Here is a 15,294-nt window from a genome sequence, read left to right as displayed (position 1 = left end):
GGGTTCGGGCACGGAAAGAAAATCGCAAAAGGATCCCGTTACTTATGACCGTCGACAATCCCTCGCTTGAGGCCATTCTGCCCAAGGGGGTCAAGGACTTTCTCCCGATCAAGGCTGCCAAGATCGAGTTTCTGCAAAACACCCTTCTGGCAGTTTTTTCCCGCTGGGGCTTCCGTCCCATCGTTCCCCCATCCCTGGAATATTTGGAGGTTCTCGAACGGGGTCTCGGCACCGGACTGCGAGACAAGACCTTCCGCTTCGACGACCGCCAGAGCGGCAAACTGGTCGCCTTCACCCCCGACATCACCCCGCAGGTGGCGCGCATCGTCGCCACGCGCATGAAGGATGTCCCCCTGCCCCTGCGCCTTTGCTACACCGGAAGGGTATTGCGCCATACCGAGCAGCAGGTCGGCAAGGACCGGGAAATTTTCCAGGCCGGGGTCGAGATGATCGGTCTGGACAGCCCGGAAGCCGACGCCGAGATGATCGCCATGGCGGTGGAATGCCTGCAGGCCTTAGGCGCCAAGGAGTTCACCATTGATGTCGGCCAGGTCGAATTCTTTCGTGGCGTCATGGCCGACCAGCGCCTGCCCGACTCCCTAGCCGCGGAACTGCGTGGCGCTATCGCCCGCAAGGATAGTTCCAGCCTCAAGGCTCTGCTCGAAACGGCTCCGCTGGATGACCGCGCCCGCGAGGAAATTCTCGCCCTGCCCCGCCTCTTCGGCGGCCGGGAAGTGCTGGAGAAGGCCTCGCACGTGGTGACGAACGACCGATCGCGCCGGGCTCTCGACAACCTCGCCACAGTCCTCGACATTCTCACCGTCTACGGCGTCGAAGACCATGTTACCTTCGACCTGGGCGAACTGCGCGGGCTCGACTATCACACCGGCCTGACCTTCCAGGGTTTTCTCACCGGCATCGGCCGGGCGGTCTGTCTCGGCGGCCGCTACGACAATCTTACCGCCCGCTACGGTTATCCGGCGCCGGCAACCGGCTTCGCTTTCAACCTGCTCAATCTTCTTTTCGCCCTCGACCGGGAACTGGACGCCGTCGCCGCGCATCAGACCGACGTACTGATTTTCCAGTCCGGCAGCAACAAGGAGTGTGCCCAGCAGATCGCCAGGGCTTTACGGGCCAAGGGCTATTCGGCGGCCCGCGACATCATCGCCCGGGGGCTGGAAGAATCGATCAATTACGCGCAAAAGATGAATTTCCGTTTCATCCTCTGCGCCGGAGAAAATCGCGAGGAACTTGAGCTCATCAACCTGGCCGACCAGTCGCGCCGCAAACTGGCTTACCAGGAGATCCTCGCCGAGGATTTTGCTCTTTAATCCATCAGGAGACAACTCAGACATGGCCAACGTAATCGTCGTAGGCGCCCAGTGGGGCGATGAAGGAAAAGGCAAGGTCGTCGACATCTATACCGAATACGCCAATGATGTCGTGCGCTACCAGGGGGGGAACAACGCCGGGCACACCCTGGTGGTGGGCAACGAGAAAACCGTGCTGCATCTCATCCCATCCGGTATTCTGCACGAGGGTAAGCGCTGTATCATCGGTAACGGCGTCGTCCTCGACCCCAAGGTCTTCCTTGAGGAAATCGATCGGCTCAAGAAAAAGGGCTACCTGAAAAACGACAGCCAGCTGGTGGTGGATGCCAACGTCCATATCATCATGCCCTACCACAAGGCCATCGATATCGCCCGTGAAAGCAACTCGGGTGCCCGCAAGATCGGCACCACCGGACGGGGCATCGGCCCCACCTACGAAGACAAGATCGGCCGGCGCGGCATCCGCTTCATCGACCTGCTGCATCCGGAAATCTTCGCCCGCAAGGTCAAGGAACTACTACCGGAGAAGAATCTCATTCTTGAAAAACTCCTCGGTGGTCAGCCCCTCGACGAAGAGGCGATCATCAACGAATACACCGCCTACGGGCAAATGCTCGGGAAATATCTGGGGAATGCCTCCAAGCTCCTCAACCAGAGCATCACCGAAGGAAAAAATATCCTCTTCGAGGGAGCCCAGGGGAGCCTGCTCGACGTTGATCACGGCACCTATCCCTACGTCACCTCCTCGTCAACCATCGCCGGCGGCGCCTGTACCGGCACCGGCGTCGGACCGCGCTTCATCGACGCCGTCATCGGCATCTCCAAGGCCTATGTCACCCGCGTCGGCGAAGGCCCTTTCCCCACCGAGCTCGATGACGAGATGGGGGAAAAATTGCGCCAGGTCGGTCAAGAGTTCGGCGCCACCACTGGCCGCCCTCGCCGCACCGGCTGGTTCGACGCCGTCGCCCTGCGTGAGGCGGTCCGTACCAACGGCATGACCGGCCTCGCCATCACCAAGCTGGACGTGCTCAACGAGTTGGAAACCATCAAGATCTGCACCGCCTACTCCTATCGCGGCCAACTTCTCGAAGATTTCCCCCAGGATCTCGAAGTGCTCAAGGAGTGCAAACCCGTTTACGAAGAAATCGAGGGCTGGAACGCCTCCCTGGCCGAGGCCACCAGCTCTGAAACCTTGCCAAAGAAGGCCCAAGAGTACCTGAAGAAACTCGAACAGGTCTCCGGCTGCCCGGTCGTTCTGGTTTCCGTCGGCCCGCGCCGCGACCAGACCCTTCAGGTTAAAAACCCCTTCGCCTGAAAAGAGCTTTTTTTCCAAAAAACGCAAAAAAGGGTTGACTGAAAAAAGCAATTCCTTTATAAATTGGCTTCTCTTGTGAGCCGGTAGCTCAGTCGGTAGAGCATCTGACTTTTAATCAGATGGTCGTGGGTTCGATCCCCCCCCGGCTCACCATTTTAAAAGCAGCATCCTGCGGGGTCATTTCCCGCAGGGACTTGAAGGTTAAGTCCCTATCGTCTAGCCTGGCCCAGGACACCGGCCTTTCACGCCGGCGACGGGGGTTCGAATCCCCCTGGGGACGCCACATTGAAAAAGCCTCTCTGTGCAAACAGAGGGGCTTTTTCTTTCTCTCCGACTGAAGCGGACAACCCCTCTGGCGCACCCCAAGTTGAAGCCCCGCCGAATTCAGTTCGACGGGGCTTTTGGTTTGTCCCACAGGGGAATAGTGACGGGGACGGAGCCACGGACCTTGGCCACTTCACCTCAGGCGGTGAAATTCAGCTTGCGGTCCAGGTCCATAGAGCGGGAGACGCGCTTGGCCTCGTGGATGGTGATGATGTCCTTCTTGCAGAGCTCGATCAGGTGCTGATCCATGCTCTGCATATGATACTGGGCCCGCCCCTTTTCGATGTTCTGCTCAATTTCGTCGAGCCGCCCTTCGCGGATACAGGCCTGGATGGTGGTGGTGGAGCGCATCACTTCCACCACCGGCAGGATGTTCTCGCCACTCTTGTCCTTGATCAGACGCAGAGAAACGGTGGCGACCAACATGTCGGCGAGGCGCTGACGAACGATCTCCTGAGCATCGGGAGGAAAATGCCCAATGACCCGGTTGATGGTCGAGGCGGCGTTCTGGGTGTGCAAGGTCGAGAAGACCAGATGCCCGGTCTCGGCGGCTTTGATACAGGCGTCGATCGTCTCCAGGTCGCGCATCTCGCCGACCATGATGACATCCGGGTCCATGCGCAGGGCAGCCTTCAGGGCATCGCCGAAACTCTCCGTATCGATCCCGACCTCGCGCTGAATAATGCAGCTCTTGTTGGAAGCGAAGAGAAATTCGATGGGATCTTCGATAGTAATGATGTTGTAGCTGTATTTCTCGTTGATGAAGCGCAACATCGACGCCAGGGTCGTTGATTTGCCATTGCCGGTGGGGCCGGTGACGAGGATCAGGCCGTTGGGGGCCTTGACGATCTCTTCGAGAACCGGCGGCAGTTTGAGATCCTGGAAAGAACCGACGGTGGGGGGAATGACGCGCATGACCACCCCGAACACCCCCCGTTGCCGGAAGATGCTGACCCGAAAGCGCCCGCCATTGGCGAGAGCATAAGAGGCGTCGCATTCTTTGAAACCATCCCCCAAAGGCCGGCCGTTGTGTTCAAGGATCCGCTTGGCGATAAACTCGGTATCGTCGGCGGTCAAAGGGGGTAACTTGGAGCGGAGAAGCTGGCCGCGCGCCCGGAAAAAAGGCGGATTATCCACTTCGAAGTGCACGTCGGAAACCCGTTTCTCAAACGAAATTTCCAGTATCTGATTCAGGGTTTTGATATCCATGGACACATCCCTTCAGGGGCCTGAGATCGCGGCTTAAGCGGAAAACGCCCGGAGCTAGTGACCGGCGTTCTTCTCCAACTGCCGACGGTAGATGGCGTTTTCGAGCACCAGTCCGGCCTGGGCGGCCAGTACCTGCAGATAATCGAGAGGGACGGCCCTGGCCTCGCCGTCGCCAAAGTCCCCGTAAATAACGGCGATCACTCGTCCGCGGCTGACGATGGGCAGCAGCAGAGCCGCCGGATCGCGGGGTGCGCTGAGTCGTTCCCGCAACACCTCTTCCAGCGCCGCATCGGCGAGCGGCCCACAAAAGGGCTGGCCGCTGGCCAACACCTGGCGCAACGCCCCGTCGGAAGACGGAACCACCGTGAAACGCGGCACCGGCGCCGGACTCCGCTCCGTCCCAGGGAGGAACCCGACCCCTTTTTCGGAGAGCAGTTCACCACCGCGCACAATCAGGGTCAACCCCCGTGGAAAGAATTCGCTCAGCCGCTGCAGCAACACCTGGGAAAGTTCCGGCGCATCACGGAGCCCGCGCAAGATGAGCAGATCGTTGCCGAGGTCACTCGCGGCGAGATTCCGGCGCTGAGCAAAGTAGTCGCGCAGATAGGCGAGCAGCACCTCGAAAAACCAGATCATCGGTCCAACCTCGCCACCGGCGGCAAGCTCGCGGGGGCGGGGAATGACCGCCAGGACACCGTCCTGATAGGACTGGAGGACAAAATCCCCGTCCTGTTCCAACGCCAGTTGCAGCACCGGCAGTTGCGGGAAACGGGCCCGTTTCTGCCGGCGCAGGCGGATCAGGTCGAGCGCGGTCCACCCCGGCAGCTCTTCGTCCGGCGCGCCGAGCATCAGCAGCGGCACCATCCCCTTGCGCAGGGACTGCTCCAGGATCAGGTCGAGATCCCCCTCATCGTCGGTGGTAAAACTGAGAATATCGAGGGATTTGCAAATGGTCATGACGCCGTGCCGGACGAGGCGGTCGCGACCGCAAAAAACCACGCCGCGGCTGCCACCGTCGAAATCGCTTCCCGCCGAGGGCACGAGGCGGGTCAAGAAATCGACCATTCGCCCCCGGTCGGCGGCACCGGCGGCCGGCCAGAGATCGTCCAGCAGCTTGCGATGGGCCGCGCCGGGATCGACCACTTCGATGCTGGCGAAAACCTCGGGAATTTTCCGTTCCAGTTGATCGAGCTCCCCCAATCCAAGATCGTCGGCGGACAGTTCGATAGCGCTGCTCGCGGCCGAAGGCTCCGCAGCGAAGGCAGCGTCAACCGACTCATCCTCTTCCCAAGCCGGCTCCTCCCCTTCTCCGTCGCGGTTCTCCTCGTCGAAAATGCGCAGGGCATCCATCAGCACCCGCTGGGTATCGAGGTTGATTTCCTGATGGAGCATTTCCGGGAAATAACGGTATTCGTCAGAAATCACCGCGCTGTGCACATCCAGGGTAAAAGTTCCCTTGGTCCAGCGCAGCATCTCCACCACTGTCATCTCGATCAGGGTGCGCAGCCCCCGGTAGGCGTCCTCCTTCTTCAACGCCCCTTCCTCGATGAGCGTGGCGACCAGCGGCTTACGCGCCACGCCGGCATCCTGCTGGCCGTTCAGCGCGGCATCGCAGTCCTCGCGGGAAATCGCGCCCATATCGACCAGAATTTTGCCGATGCGCACGCTGGTATTGGCGTGATTAGCGCTGGTGATATAGCCTTCGTTAAAAACCAGCTGACATTCTCCGCGCCCGCCACGGACACACAAGGTGCCGGTCTTGCGGGAGGAATGGAGGAGTTGGATGACATCGACGATGGGCAAGTGTTCCAGTTCGCCGGAAAAGGACATGGGCAGCCTCGGTAAAGGTGCATGAAGAAAGTGTCGTGTTCAGCCTTTTAAATGGATTCTGACAATTTAATGCAAAGCCTGCGGCATTGCAACAACGGCGGCGGGAATCGGGCGGGGAAAGCCCCCTTGCGCTGGTTTTGCCTAAAAGGCTGTGCTATGCTGAGAGCCGTATTTCATCCACTCCCGACCTCAGGACACCATGACCTCCCGCGAACACTTCGTTGAAATTTTTTCCGACGGCGCCTGTAGCGGCAACCCCGGCCCGGGCGGCTGGGGCGCCCTGCTTCGCTACGGCGGCACGCTTAAGGAACTTTCCGGTTATGCCCCGGAAACGACCAACAACCGCATGGAACTGACCGGCGCCATCGAAGCCCTGGCCGCCCTCAAACGCCCCTGCCGAGTGCGACTGACGACCGATTCGGAATATGTCAAAAAAGGCATTACCGAATGGATTCACGGCTGGATCAAGCGTGGCTGGAAAAATTCGCAGAAAAAGGATGTCGCCAATCGCGACCTGTGGGAACGGCTGCTGGAACTCACCCGTCGCCACGAGGTGGAATGGTGTTGGGTGCGCGGCCATGCCGGGCATCCGGAAAACGAGCGCTGTGACGAACTGGCTCGCGACGCCATCGCCCGCGGCCGAACTGCCGCCTGATCCGCCCGCCAGGGCATTCTAATCCAACAAGGAGCTTTGCCATGTCCCAGACAATCGATCAGCAAATCGCCACCTTCCTCGAATCCCCGGCCTTTGGCGTGGTCGGCGCCTCCCCGCGCCGGGATAAGTACGGCAACATGGTCCTGCGCTGCTACCTGCAAGCGGGGCGGGAAGCGATTCCGGTCCATCCGGCACAGAAGGAGATCGAAGGCCTGCCCTGCGCGGCGTCGGTCAACGAACTGCCGGAGACGGTCCAGAGTATCTCCGTCATCACTCCGCCATCGGTAACCGAAAAGGTCGTGGATGCGGCCATCGCTCGGGGAGTGATCCGCAATATCTGGATGCAGCCCGGCGCGGAAAGCCCGGCAGCGATCGCGGCCTGTCATCAGGCCGGCATCAACGTCATCGCCGATGGCAGTTGCGTGCTGGTTGTTCTTGGCTTCCACGATCATTGATGGCAGGGGGAGTTCATGCGGTTTCTTTGCCCCCTGATCTTCCTTCTACTGACAACCTTCTCGCCGGCCGCGGCCGAGCGGATCGCCGTGCTCGACCTCAGGCCGATCGGCGCCGATCCCACTCTGGCGTTGGCGGTTTCGGAAAATCTGCGCACCATGATCAGCCAATTGAATCGGTTCACGGTCGTGGAACGCACACAACTCGACACCATCCTCGATGAACAGCGCCTGGAGCAGACCGGCATTACCGACGATTCCCAGGCACGTAAAATCGGTGCGCTGGCCAACGTCGACCTGATTCTGCTCGGCAGCCTCAGCCAGATGTTCGACAGTCACACCATCAACGCCCGAGTGATTGAGGTTCAGAGCGGCGAAGTGCGCATGGCAATTAAAGTCGACATGCCTTCCCATGCCGATTTCCCCCGTAAAATCGACGAACTGGCCCTAGGCATCGGTGGGGCCTCCGCTCCCCAGGCCGATTCGACCCCACCGAACCTGGAAGGAACCTACGAAGTCCAGGGGGATGACTATGTCGGCGAGATCCATATCGAAAAAGCCCGGGAAATCTATTTGATGACCTGGGAAGTCGACAACTCGCAAACCGGAGACGTCCCCCAGACCTTTAACGGCTGGGGGCTGTACCATGACGGTGTTCTCAGCGCTTTTTATCGCGGCATTGAAGAGCCGGATAATTTCGGCATTTCCGCTTATGAGGTGCTGCTGGGAGGAAAACAGTTGCGGGGCCTCTATACCAATCTCGGAATCCCCAAGGTCTACGGCAAAGTCCGCTTCGAAAACGGTGTCAAAAAACCCTGATTTTGAAAGAACTCCACAACACGAGAGATCCTGAACCAAAAGCCATTTGCCCGCGAAACTTTCCGCGGCGGGAGACTGCAACATCCATGTCCTCTACCGAAACTGTTCCCTCTCTCCCCTTTGCCATCCATCCCTTACGCGATGCGCTCTATGACGAGCTGCACGCGCGCCCCTTCCATCTGGTGGCAACCCCGCAGAAGCTGACGCATCTGGCTTTTCGTGCAACCGTCGCTGAACTGGACTGTTCCTTCAACCAACTCCGCGATCTCTGCCGGCGCTACAGCGTCAACCAGCCAAGGACGGAAACCCCATTTTTTCTCCAGAATTTTGGTCAGTTCACGGTGCGCTGGGAACGGCATACGGAATTCTACGCCCTGACCTTCATGGCCCCCGAATCGCCAGGCACGGAACCCTTCTCTGAGCCGGTGCTGAACCTTTTACCCAATGACTGGCTGCATGCCCTGCCCGGGCAGGCGGTCGCGGCCTTCCATCTCGTGGTGGAAGCGGCCAATACCCCTTGCGAGACCACTGCCCTCTATCGTTACTTCGAAGGGCAGAAGCTGGTCTTAAGCCTGCCCAAAGGCGGCAAAGCCCAGCTCTGCACCGCTTTCAAACTGCACGGCGACGGCTTCGGTCGCTTTCACATCCGCAACCTCGGCATTGACGATTACCAGATGGGACGTCTGGTGCAGCGCGTCATCGAACTGGAAACCTACCGCCTCCTAGCCCAGCTCTCGTTGCCCATCGCTAAACGCATCGCCCCCGAGTTGAACGATCTCGATCATCGCCTGACCTCTATTTTATCTAGCCTCTCGACCCTGGAGAGCGCCCGCGAAGAACGGGAACTGCTCGACAGCCTTTCGCAACTGGCCGCCCGCATAGAAGCCTTTCGCAGCGAAACCAATTACCGTTTCGGCGCGACCCGTGCCTACCATGATCTGGTCCTCAGCCGGGTGCAGAATATCCGTGAAACCGAGGTTGAAGAACATATGTCGGTGCATGAGTTTCTCAGCCGCCGCCTGATCCCGGCCTTGCGCACCTGCGAATCGGTGCAGACCCGGCTGGAGGATCTCTCCCGGCGCATCGAACGCGCCGGCGACCTGCTGCGCACCCGGGTCAACCTGACCATGCAGGAGACCAACAAAAGCCTGCTTGCTTCCATGGACCGCCGCGGCCGCTTGCAGTTTCGCATGCAGGAAACGGTGGAGGGGTTGTCGGTGGCCGCGATCAGTTATTACATGGTCGGCCTGGCCGGTTACCTTTTCGGGGGCTTGCCCCTCGCCGAGTGGGGGCTGGAGAAGGGGGTGCTCATGGCCCTCTCCGTTCCCGCCGTGGTCACCCTGGTCTGGTGGATGACCCAACGTATCAAGCACCGTCTCATCAAAGATCCCCTGGAACGAAAACCTCCCGCCCCCGGTTCCTGAACCTCAACGAAAAACGCCTCCTTGAATCTGGAGGCGTTTTTTCTTATCAATCCTGACTGCGGTTCACCCGGCGGAGATGCTGACAAAGACCAGACCATCCCCGCCGGTATTGTCGATGCCGTGGGCAACCCCTTCCGGCGCCACCACCACGGTCCCCGGCTCAACGTCGTGGGGGGAATCCCCCAGGAAACGCCCGGTGCCCTCAAGAATCACCCAGATGTGATCGCCGGCATGGACATGGGGATGGATATGCTGCCCGGGCAACAAACACCAGAGTGTCGTCCGAGAGTGGGGGGTTTCGGCCAGAATGATTTTATTCGCCTGTTCCTTGTTATAAGCCACCTTGTCGGTGTAGTCGTGAAAAAAGGTCGGCATGGTCGACTCCCTCTAAAAGAAATGGCGCATCGCGAATCGCGAAGCGCCATGAGATTACCTCATCCAATTGGAAAATATCAAGCCTTGGCGACGGACACGGCAACGAGATTCGTACCGGCGGGCATCAACTGCTGAATATTGACATCAGCGAAATGATAGGGGGCGAAAAGCAGTCCCGCCTGGACCTTGCCGTCAACCTTGACCTTGCCGACGGCGCTGCCGAGTGCCGAGGTTACCTTGACCGTATCACCGTCCTTCACTCCAAGGCTCTGGGCATCGGCGTCATTCATCTCGATGTAACCGGCGGCAGCGACTTCCAGATTGCCTTCGGCGAAGGTTGAGGTCGTTCCGAAGTGGAAAAGAATCTTGCCGCTGAGCAACTGCATCCCGCTGGGGACGTCGGCAGCTTTGACAGCGGTGAAGTTCAGGCCCTTTTCTTTCGGCGCGAAGGGAGTGCGCAGAGCGTGACGACAGCGTTCCCCACTGCAAGAACTACCATTGCCGTACACCGGGACAAGCTGCTTGATTTCAGCGATGACCGAATCCAAGGTAATCGGCTCGGCCTTGGGGTCGAGCAGGCCATAGAGGGCGGCGAAAATGTCCAGATCCGCCCGCGCTTCGCCGAGGGGATTGCGCGCCTTGCCGAGCTTGCTGAGTTGATGGTCGAGGGAGGTAACGCTACCATTTTTCTCGACATCGGCGGCGCCGGGGAGAATGACGTCCGCGAAGGCTTCCAGTTCGCTGGAGAGGATATCCTGCACCACCAGACACTCGACCTTATCCAAGGCCTTGCGCCAGCGACCGCTTTCGGGAAAGCTTACCAGGGGGTTGGTCGCCGCCAGATAAAGAACCTTGATCTCCCCTTTTTCCACCCCTTCCAGAATCGCCTGGGCATCGCGACCTTGCGTGGGTAAAGAAGCGTTCCAGGCCTTCTCGAACTCGCCGCGCGCCTGGGCATATTCCTTGGGTCCGGGAAGAAGATCGGCAGCCAGGCCCATATCGATCAACCCCTGGGTATTCCCCTTTTCGTCAAGGGGGTAGAGGCCGCCGAACTCGCTGCCCAAGCTGCCACAGACCAGCGCCAGATTGGCTAGGGCCAGAACCTTTTCCTCGGCACCGGCGCCGCGAGTCAGGTCGCCACCGAAAAGAATCGCGACGTTTTTCCCTTTTCCGAGATAATCGGCGGCTTCATTGAGCAGCTTCTCACTCACACCGGTCGCTGCGGCTGCCTTCTTCACATCAACGGCTGCCAAGGATTTTTTCAGATCGTCAAGGTTGCCGACAGACTTGCCGAGAGCGGCGTCGTCGGCCAGTCCCTTCTCCAGTATCAGTTTGGCCAAGGCGCCGGCCAGATCGACTTCACTGCCGGGGCGATAGGCCAAGTGGGTGTTGGCATAGCGGGTCAGCTTCACCTTGCGCATGTTGGCAACCACCAGTTTCCCGTCCGCCTTGCGGCAGGCCTGCTGAATTTTCCAATCGAGAGCGGGAGCCTCGGCGGTCACATCGGCACCGAAAACCAGAACCGCATCAGCCTTGGCGAGATGATCCACGGTATTGGTCGCCCCGACGGTCCCCAGAGCACCGTTAAGGGCCTTGAAGGCACGCAACGCGCCAAAGCGGGCTTCGCTGTCGAGGTTGTTCGTACCGACGGCGACGCGGAAGAACTTCTGCATGAGATAGTTGTCTTCGTTGGTCAACCGGGCGGAACCCAGAGCGGCCACGCCCGGCCCCTTCGCTTCGCGCAATTTGTCGGCCACCAGCTTCAGGGCATCGTCCCAGTTCGCCGGGGCAAGGGCATCTCCCTGGCGAATCATCGGCTGGGTCAGGCGCTTGGGGGAATCGAGATAACCGTGACCGAAGAAGCCCCCGATACACAGGTTGCCGTCATTGACGGTGCTGCCGTCTTCGGAAGTGACGCGCAGGACCTTCCCTTGCTTGACGTTGATATCCACCTGGCAATGGCTGCCGCAGTAAGTACAGACGCTGGGAACCTTGGTCAACTCCCAGGGACGGGCCTTGAATTTGAAGGTCTTGGAAATCATTGTCCCGGTCGGGCAGACCGAAACACAGTTGCCACAGAACTCACAGAGTTCGAGGTTCTTGTCGATGAAGCTCTTATCGCCTTTGTCGTTGACGAAAAGGGCGCTGGAACCGACCGTCTCATGGCAGACCTTGACGCATTTCTCGCAGAGCACACAGCGGTTGGGAACCTGCTGGATCAACGGCCAGCCGTTGATGGCGGGCGGATTGACGTCTTCGGCGACAAAGGGCTGCTGGGTCACATTCAGTTCGTAGCAGATATTTTGCAGGTCACATTCACCGGCGGCATCGCAGACGGGACAATCCAGAGGATGATTGACCAGCAACAGTTCCACGATCTGCTTGCGGATGGCATGCAGCTTTTCCGTCTGAGTAGTGACGACAATCCCCGCCTTGACCGGCGTGTTGCAAGCCGTCATCGGTCGGGCCACGCCCTCGATCTCTACCACACAAATCCGGCAGGCGCCGGTCGGAGAAACTTTCTGCAACCAGCACAGGGTCGGAATGCGAATTCCAACCTGCTGGGCAGCTTCCAGAATCGTCGATCCCGCGGGGACGGTAGCGGTCTTGCCGTCAATTGTCAGAGTGACCATATGATTTTCACCTCAAAGCCTGGCTAAAGACGAAAGGGGCAAGGCCCGGCGGTACCGACTCCCTGACCCCTCGAACCTTGATAACGTTTTAAAGCAACTACATGGCGAGCATCGCCACGCGGTAGCAGCGAAGGCAACGTTCGGCTTCCCGAACCGCCTGACTGTCCGCGAAGCCGAGTTCCACTTCGCAATAGTTCTTGTGACTGGCCCGCTCGCGGCCGTGAATTTCTTTTTGATGGGCGCGACCCACCGAATCGAGCCAAGGCACCTCTTCGTTCTTATCGTAAACGCTCAGGTGCGTCAGAATGTCTTCGAGGATCTCTTCGTCGGCCAGATAGGCCTTGCCCTCTTCCAGCCAACGCTGGATAACGCGGGCGGCGCGGTGGGCGTTACCGACGCAGGCGACCACGGTAAGCGGTCCGATTTCGGCATCGCCACCGGCGAAAACCCCTTCCAGATCGGTAATCAGGGTACGGGAGAGAGGGTTGCCCATGCTGTCGTTGAGATCGCGGCCCTTGGGGCTCTTCAGCGGCAGAGCCTTGGTCACCACGGTATTCCACTTGGTGATGTCGATCCCCATCTTCTCGGGGATGAAACCGAGGTCGGGATCCTGGCCGATGGCCGGAATGACCGTGTCACACTCGACGACGAACTCGCTCCCCGGCACCGGCTGCGGGCGCCGGCGACCGGAGGCATCGGGCTCGCCCAGCTCCATGCGCACACACTCGACCCCAGTGACCTGCTCCTTGTCATCGATAATGATCTTGGTTGGCAGCACCAGAAATTCGAAACGCACCCCTTCCTCATCGGCACCGTCAACCTCCCAGACGTCGGCAGGCATTTCCTTGCGGGAACGGCGGTAGAGCAGAATCGATTCTTCAGCCCCCTCGCGCAGAGCGACGCGGACGCAGTCGATGGCGGTGTTGCCGCCGCCGACGACGACGACCTTCTTACCCATGCCCGTCGGGCGCCCCATGTAGGCTTCCCGCAGGAAGTCGATACCACCGGGGAGGAAGCCCTTGTAACCCTTATCCTCACCTTCCACCCCCATTGGCTTACTGCGATGGGCGCCAGGAGCGAGGAAGACGGCATTGTACTTTTCCTTCAGTTCGGGCAGGGAGATATCCTTGCCGACCCGGGTGTTGTAAATGATCTCCACCCCCAGGCTTTGGATGATATCGATATCCCGTTGGAGAATATGACGGGGCATCCGGTAGGCGGGAATGCCCACGGCGATCATACCGCCGCCAAACCCTTCGGGGAGGGCTTCATAGATGGTGACCGGATAGCCTTCCAGGGCCAGATAATAGGCCGCCGTCAGTCCGGCCGGGCCGGCCCCGACCACCGCCACCGTCTTGTCCTTGCGGGGTTTCGGCCGCATGGGCGGAATCTGATTGTGCTGCCACTCATAATCGGATGCGGTGCGCTTGAGCACCATGATGCTTACCGATTCGTCGACATTCTTGCGCCGGCAAGCCGTTTCGCAGGGATGGGGGCAGACCCGACCACAGACCGAGGGCAACGGCATGTTTTCACGAATGGTCGAGAGCGCCTCGCCGAGACGGTAGTCCTTGATTTCCTCGATATAGGCGGGAATATCGATATGCGCCGGGCAGCGGTCCTGACAGGGGGCGGTCAACTTGACCACATACTTCCCCGAACCAGCGGGCTTGCGTGCACCGCGGATATAAGCCAGGTAATCCTCGCGGAAATGCTTGATGGTATCGATTACCGGAACGACCGAGGTCATACACAGGGTACATTTGCAGTTTTTCAGCAAATCCCCGAGACCTTCGATGGTGGAGAGATCCTCTTCCGCACCCTGGCCGGCGAGGATTCGCGCCAAAGCGTCCTGCATCACCCGCGTACCGCGCTTGCCGGGCGTACACTTGGCGCAACAGTAATCCTCCTGCACCCGACGGGCATACTCGGCGGCCATGGCGACGATGTCGACCTTGGGATCGGTGACGATCACGCCATCCCAGCCCATGAAGGCCCCCCAGGGACGGGTGCCGTCAAAGGTGACCGGCATCTTCTGGTAAGCGCCTTCAACCTCGGCACTCCCGCCTTGACGGTTATCTACTACGTTTCGTCCCCAACTGGAAAAAATGACTTGAGCCAAGATCGACCTCCCGTGAGACCCATTCCCTACCACGTTAAACGAACGGAAATCCCTTGAAAAAAGGGAAAGACCACGCACCTTTACGGCAATCGCCTCTCCCTATCTTGTATACAGTATGCAGTTAGATAGCACAAATGGAAGACCTAAAGCAAGGGAAAATTTGCGTATTTTGCCCTGGAGAGGGGGCTGACGCGCCCCCCGATTGCATTAATTCAACGCCTCGGCACCGCTCCAGGCCGTCCCACTCCGCCCACGAGGCGCTGAAAATACCCGATGACGCTGCGTCGGAAATAGGAGCCGACAGCATTTCAGGGTCAGGGAAGCGGCGGAAAAGGGGAAACGATCCGCCAAATGCCGGGCGACATCCGGCTCTCCTCCTGATACTCCCACTCCAGACGAAAACGCTCCCGGCGCACCGTCGACGAGGGGAGCAAGTTGTATTCCAGTAGATACCAGGCGTCCGCCCGCCGATCCTCATCGGAAAACTCGACCCGCTCCAGGGAAAATTCCACAACCCGCAGATCCTCCCCGGAAAAACGCTCCTGAAAACTCTCCCTGACCTGTGCGTCCAGATGCTGGGCCGCACCACCGACATCAAGCCAGCGCAGCTTGCGGGTAAAGTCGTCGCTGGCCGGGCCATGCCGGTCGGCGGGGGAGACTAAAGCGGCACACGCCAGAAGCGGCAAACAGCACGCCAGAACGAACCATCGGCAGAGATCGATCTTTTTCATACATCCCCTTTTTTCCGGCAAGCCTTGCCAGGGCCAGATACTGAGTTAGAATGACCTCTATTCTTCAGTTCCGG

Annotated in this window: 12 protein-coding genes and 2 tRNA genes; 8 read left to right on the top strand and 6 right to left on the bottom strand. The window is 59.5% G+C overall.

Annotated features, from left to right (window positions below; all coding sequences use genetic code 11):
* Positions 1 to 44: 44 nt before the first annotated feature.
* The 4 genes from BQ4888_RS07395 to BQ4888_RS07380 all read left to right on the top strand — a co-directional run bounded on the left by BQ4888_RS07395 (position 45) and on the right by BQ4888_RS07380 (position 2,929).
* Positions 45 to 1,331, top strand: coding sequence for an ATP phosphoribosyltransferase regulatory subunit (locus BQ4888_RS07395; RefSeq protein ID WP_092055827.1), 1,287 nt, complete (start codon positions 45 to 47; stop codon positions 1,329 to 1,331).
* Between the two features lie 22 nt (positions 1,332 to 1,353).
* Positions 1,354 to 2,646, top strand: coding sequence for an adenylosuccinate synthase (locus tag BQ4888_RS07390; RefSeq protein ID WP_092055825.1), 1,293 nt, complete (start codon positions 1,354 to 1,356; stop codon positions 2,644 to 2,646).
* 77 nt (positions 2,647 to 2,723) lie between these two features.
* Positions 2,724 to 2,799, top strand: a tRNA-Lys gene (locus BQ4888_RS07385).
* A gap of 52 nt (positions 2,800 to 2,851) precedes the next feature.
* A tRNA-Glu gene (locus tag BQ4888_RS07380) sits at positions 2,852 to 2,929 on the top strand.
* Positions 2,930 to 3,108: 179 nt separating this feature from the next.
* On the opposite strand, the gene BQ4888_RS07375 is transcribed toward BQ4888_RS07380, so the two are convergent.
* Both BQ4888_RS07375 and BQ4888_RS07370 read right to left on the bottom strand, forming a co-directional pair.
* Positions 3,109 to 4,179 (bottom strand): type IV pilus twitching motility protein PilT, encoded by a 1,071-nt coding sequence (locus tag BQ4888_RS07375; protein ID WP_092055823.1) that lies wholly within the window; start codon positions 4,177 to 4,179, stop codon positions 3,109 to 3,111.
* Positions 4,180 to 4,233: 54 nt separating this feature from the next.
* Entirely contained in the window at positions 4,234 to 6,009 is a 1,776-nt protein-coding gene (locus BQ4888_RS07370) for a DUF4388 domain-containing protein (RefSeq protein ID WP_092055821.1), read from the bottom strand.
* A gap of 199 nt (positions 6,010 to 6,208) precedes the next feature.
* On the opposite strand from BQ4888_RS07370, the gene rnhA reads away from it, so the two are divergent.
* From rnhA to BQ4888_RS07350, 4 genes are all read left to right on the top strand, one after another.
* Positions 6,209 to 6,664: a ribonuclease HI gene (rnhA, locus tag BQ4888_RS07365; RefSeq protein ID WP_092055818.1), complete on the top strand. Its 456-nt coding sequence runs from the start codon at positions 6,209 to 6,211 to the stop codon at positions 6,662 to 6,664.
* Between the two features lie 41 nt (positions 6,665 to 6,705).
* A complete protein-coding gene (locus BQ4888_RS07360) occupies positions 6,706 to 7,119 on the top strand; it encodes a CoA-binding protein (RefSeq protein ID WP_092055813.1) in 414 nt (137 codons plus the stop codon).
* 15 nt (positions 7,120 to 7,134) lie between these two features.
* Positions 7,135 to 7,935 (top strand): CsgG/HfaB family protein, encoded by an 801-nt coding sequence (locus BQ4888_RS07355; protein ID WP_092055809.1) that lies wholly within the window; start codon positions 7,135 to 7,137, stop codon positions 7,933 to 7,935.
* Between the two features lie 86 nt (positions 7,936 to 8,021).
* The gene (locus BQ4888_RS07350; RefSeq protein ID WP_092055806.1) at positions 8,022 to 9,359 is read left to right on the top strand and encodes a DUF3422 family protein; all 1,338 of its coding nucleotides are present in this window, start codon (positions 8,022 to 8,024) and stop codon (positions 9,357 to 9,359) included.
* Positions 9,360 to 9,422: 63 nt separating this feature from the next.
* On the opposite strand, the gene BQ4888_RS07345 is transcribed toward BQ4888_RS07350, so the two are convergent.
* From BQ4888_RS07345 to BQ4888_RS07330, 4 genes are all read right to left on the bottom strand, one after another.
* The gene (locus tag BQ4888_RS07345; RefSeq protein WP_092055803.1) at positions 9,423 to 9,734 is read right to left on the bottom strand and encodes a cupin domain-containing protein; all 312 of its coding nucleotides are present in this window, start codon (positions 9,732 to 9,734) and stop codon (positions 9,423 to 9,425) included.
* Positions 9,735 to 9,811: 77 nt separating this feature from the next.
* A complete protein-coding gene (locus BQ4888_RS07340; RefSeq protein ID WP_092055799.1) occupies positions 9,812 to 12,367 on the bottom strand; it encodes a molybdopterin-dependent oxidoreductase in 2,556 nt (851 codons plus the stop codon).
* A 97-nt stretch (positions 12,368 to 12,464) separates the two neighbouring features.
* Positions 12,465 to 14,489 (bottom strand): FAD-dependent oxidoreductase, encoded by a 2,025-nt coding sequence (locus tag BQ4888_RS07335; RefSeq protein WP_092055793.1) that lies wholly within the window; start codon positions 14,487 to 14,489, stop codon positions 12,465 to 12,467.
* Positions 14,490 to 14,803: 314 nt separating this feature from the next.
* Complete coding sequence (locus BQ4888_RS07330; RefSeq protein WP_092055788.1) at positions 14,804 to 15,220, bottom strand: hypothetical protein; 417 nt, start codon at positions 15,218 to 15,220, stop codon at positions 14,804 to 14,806.
* Between the last annotated feature and the right edge of the window lie 74 nt (positions 15,221 to 15,294).

Origin of the sequence: Desulfuromonas acetexigens, from assembly GCF_900111775.1 — a bacterium.
In the GTDB taxonomy this organism is placed as follows: Bacteria; Desulfobacterota; Desulfuromonadia; order Desulfuromonadales; family Trichloromonadaceae; genus Trichloromonas; species Trichloromonas acetexigens.
This window is presented reverse-complemented; position numbering and strand designations above follow the sequence as displayed.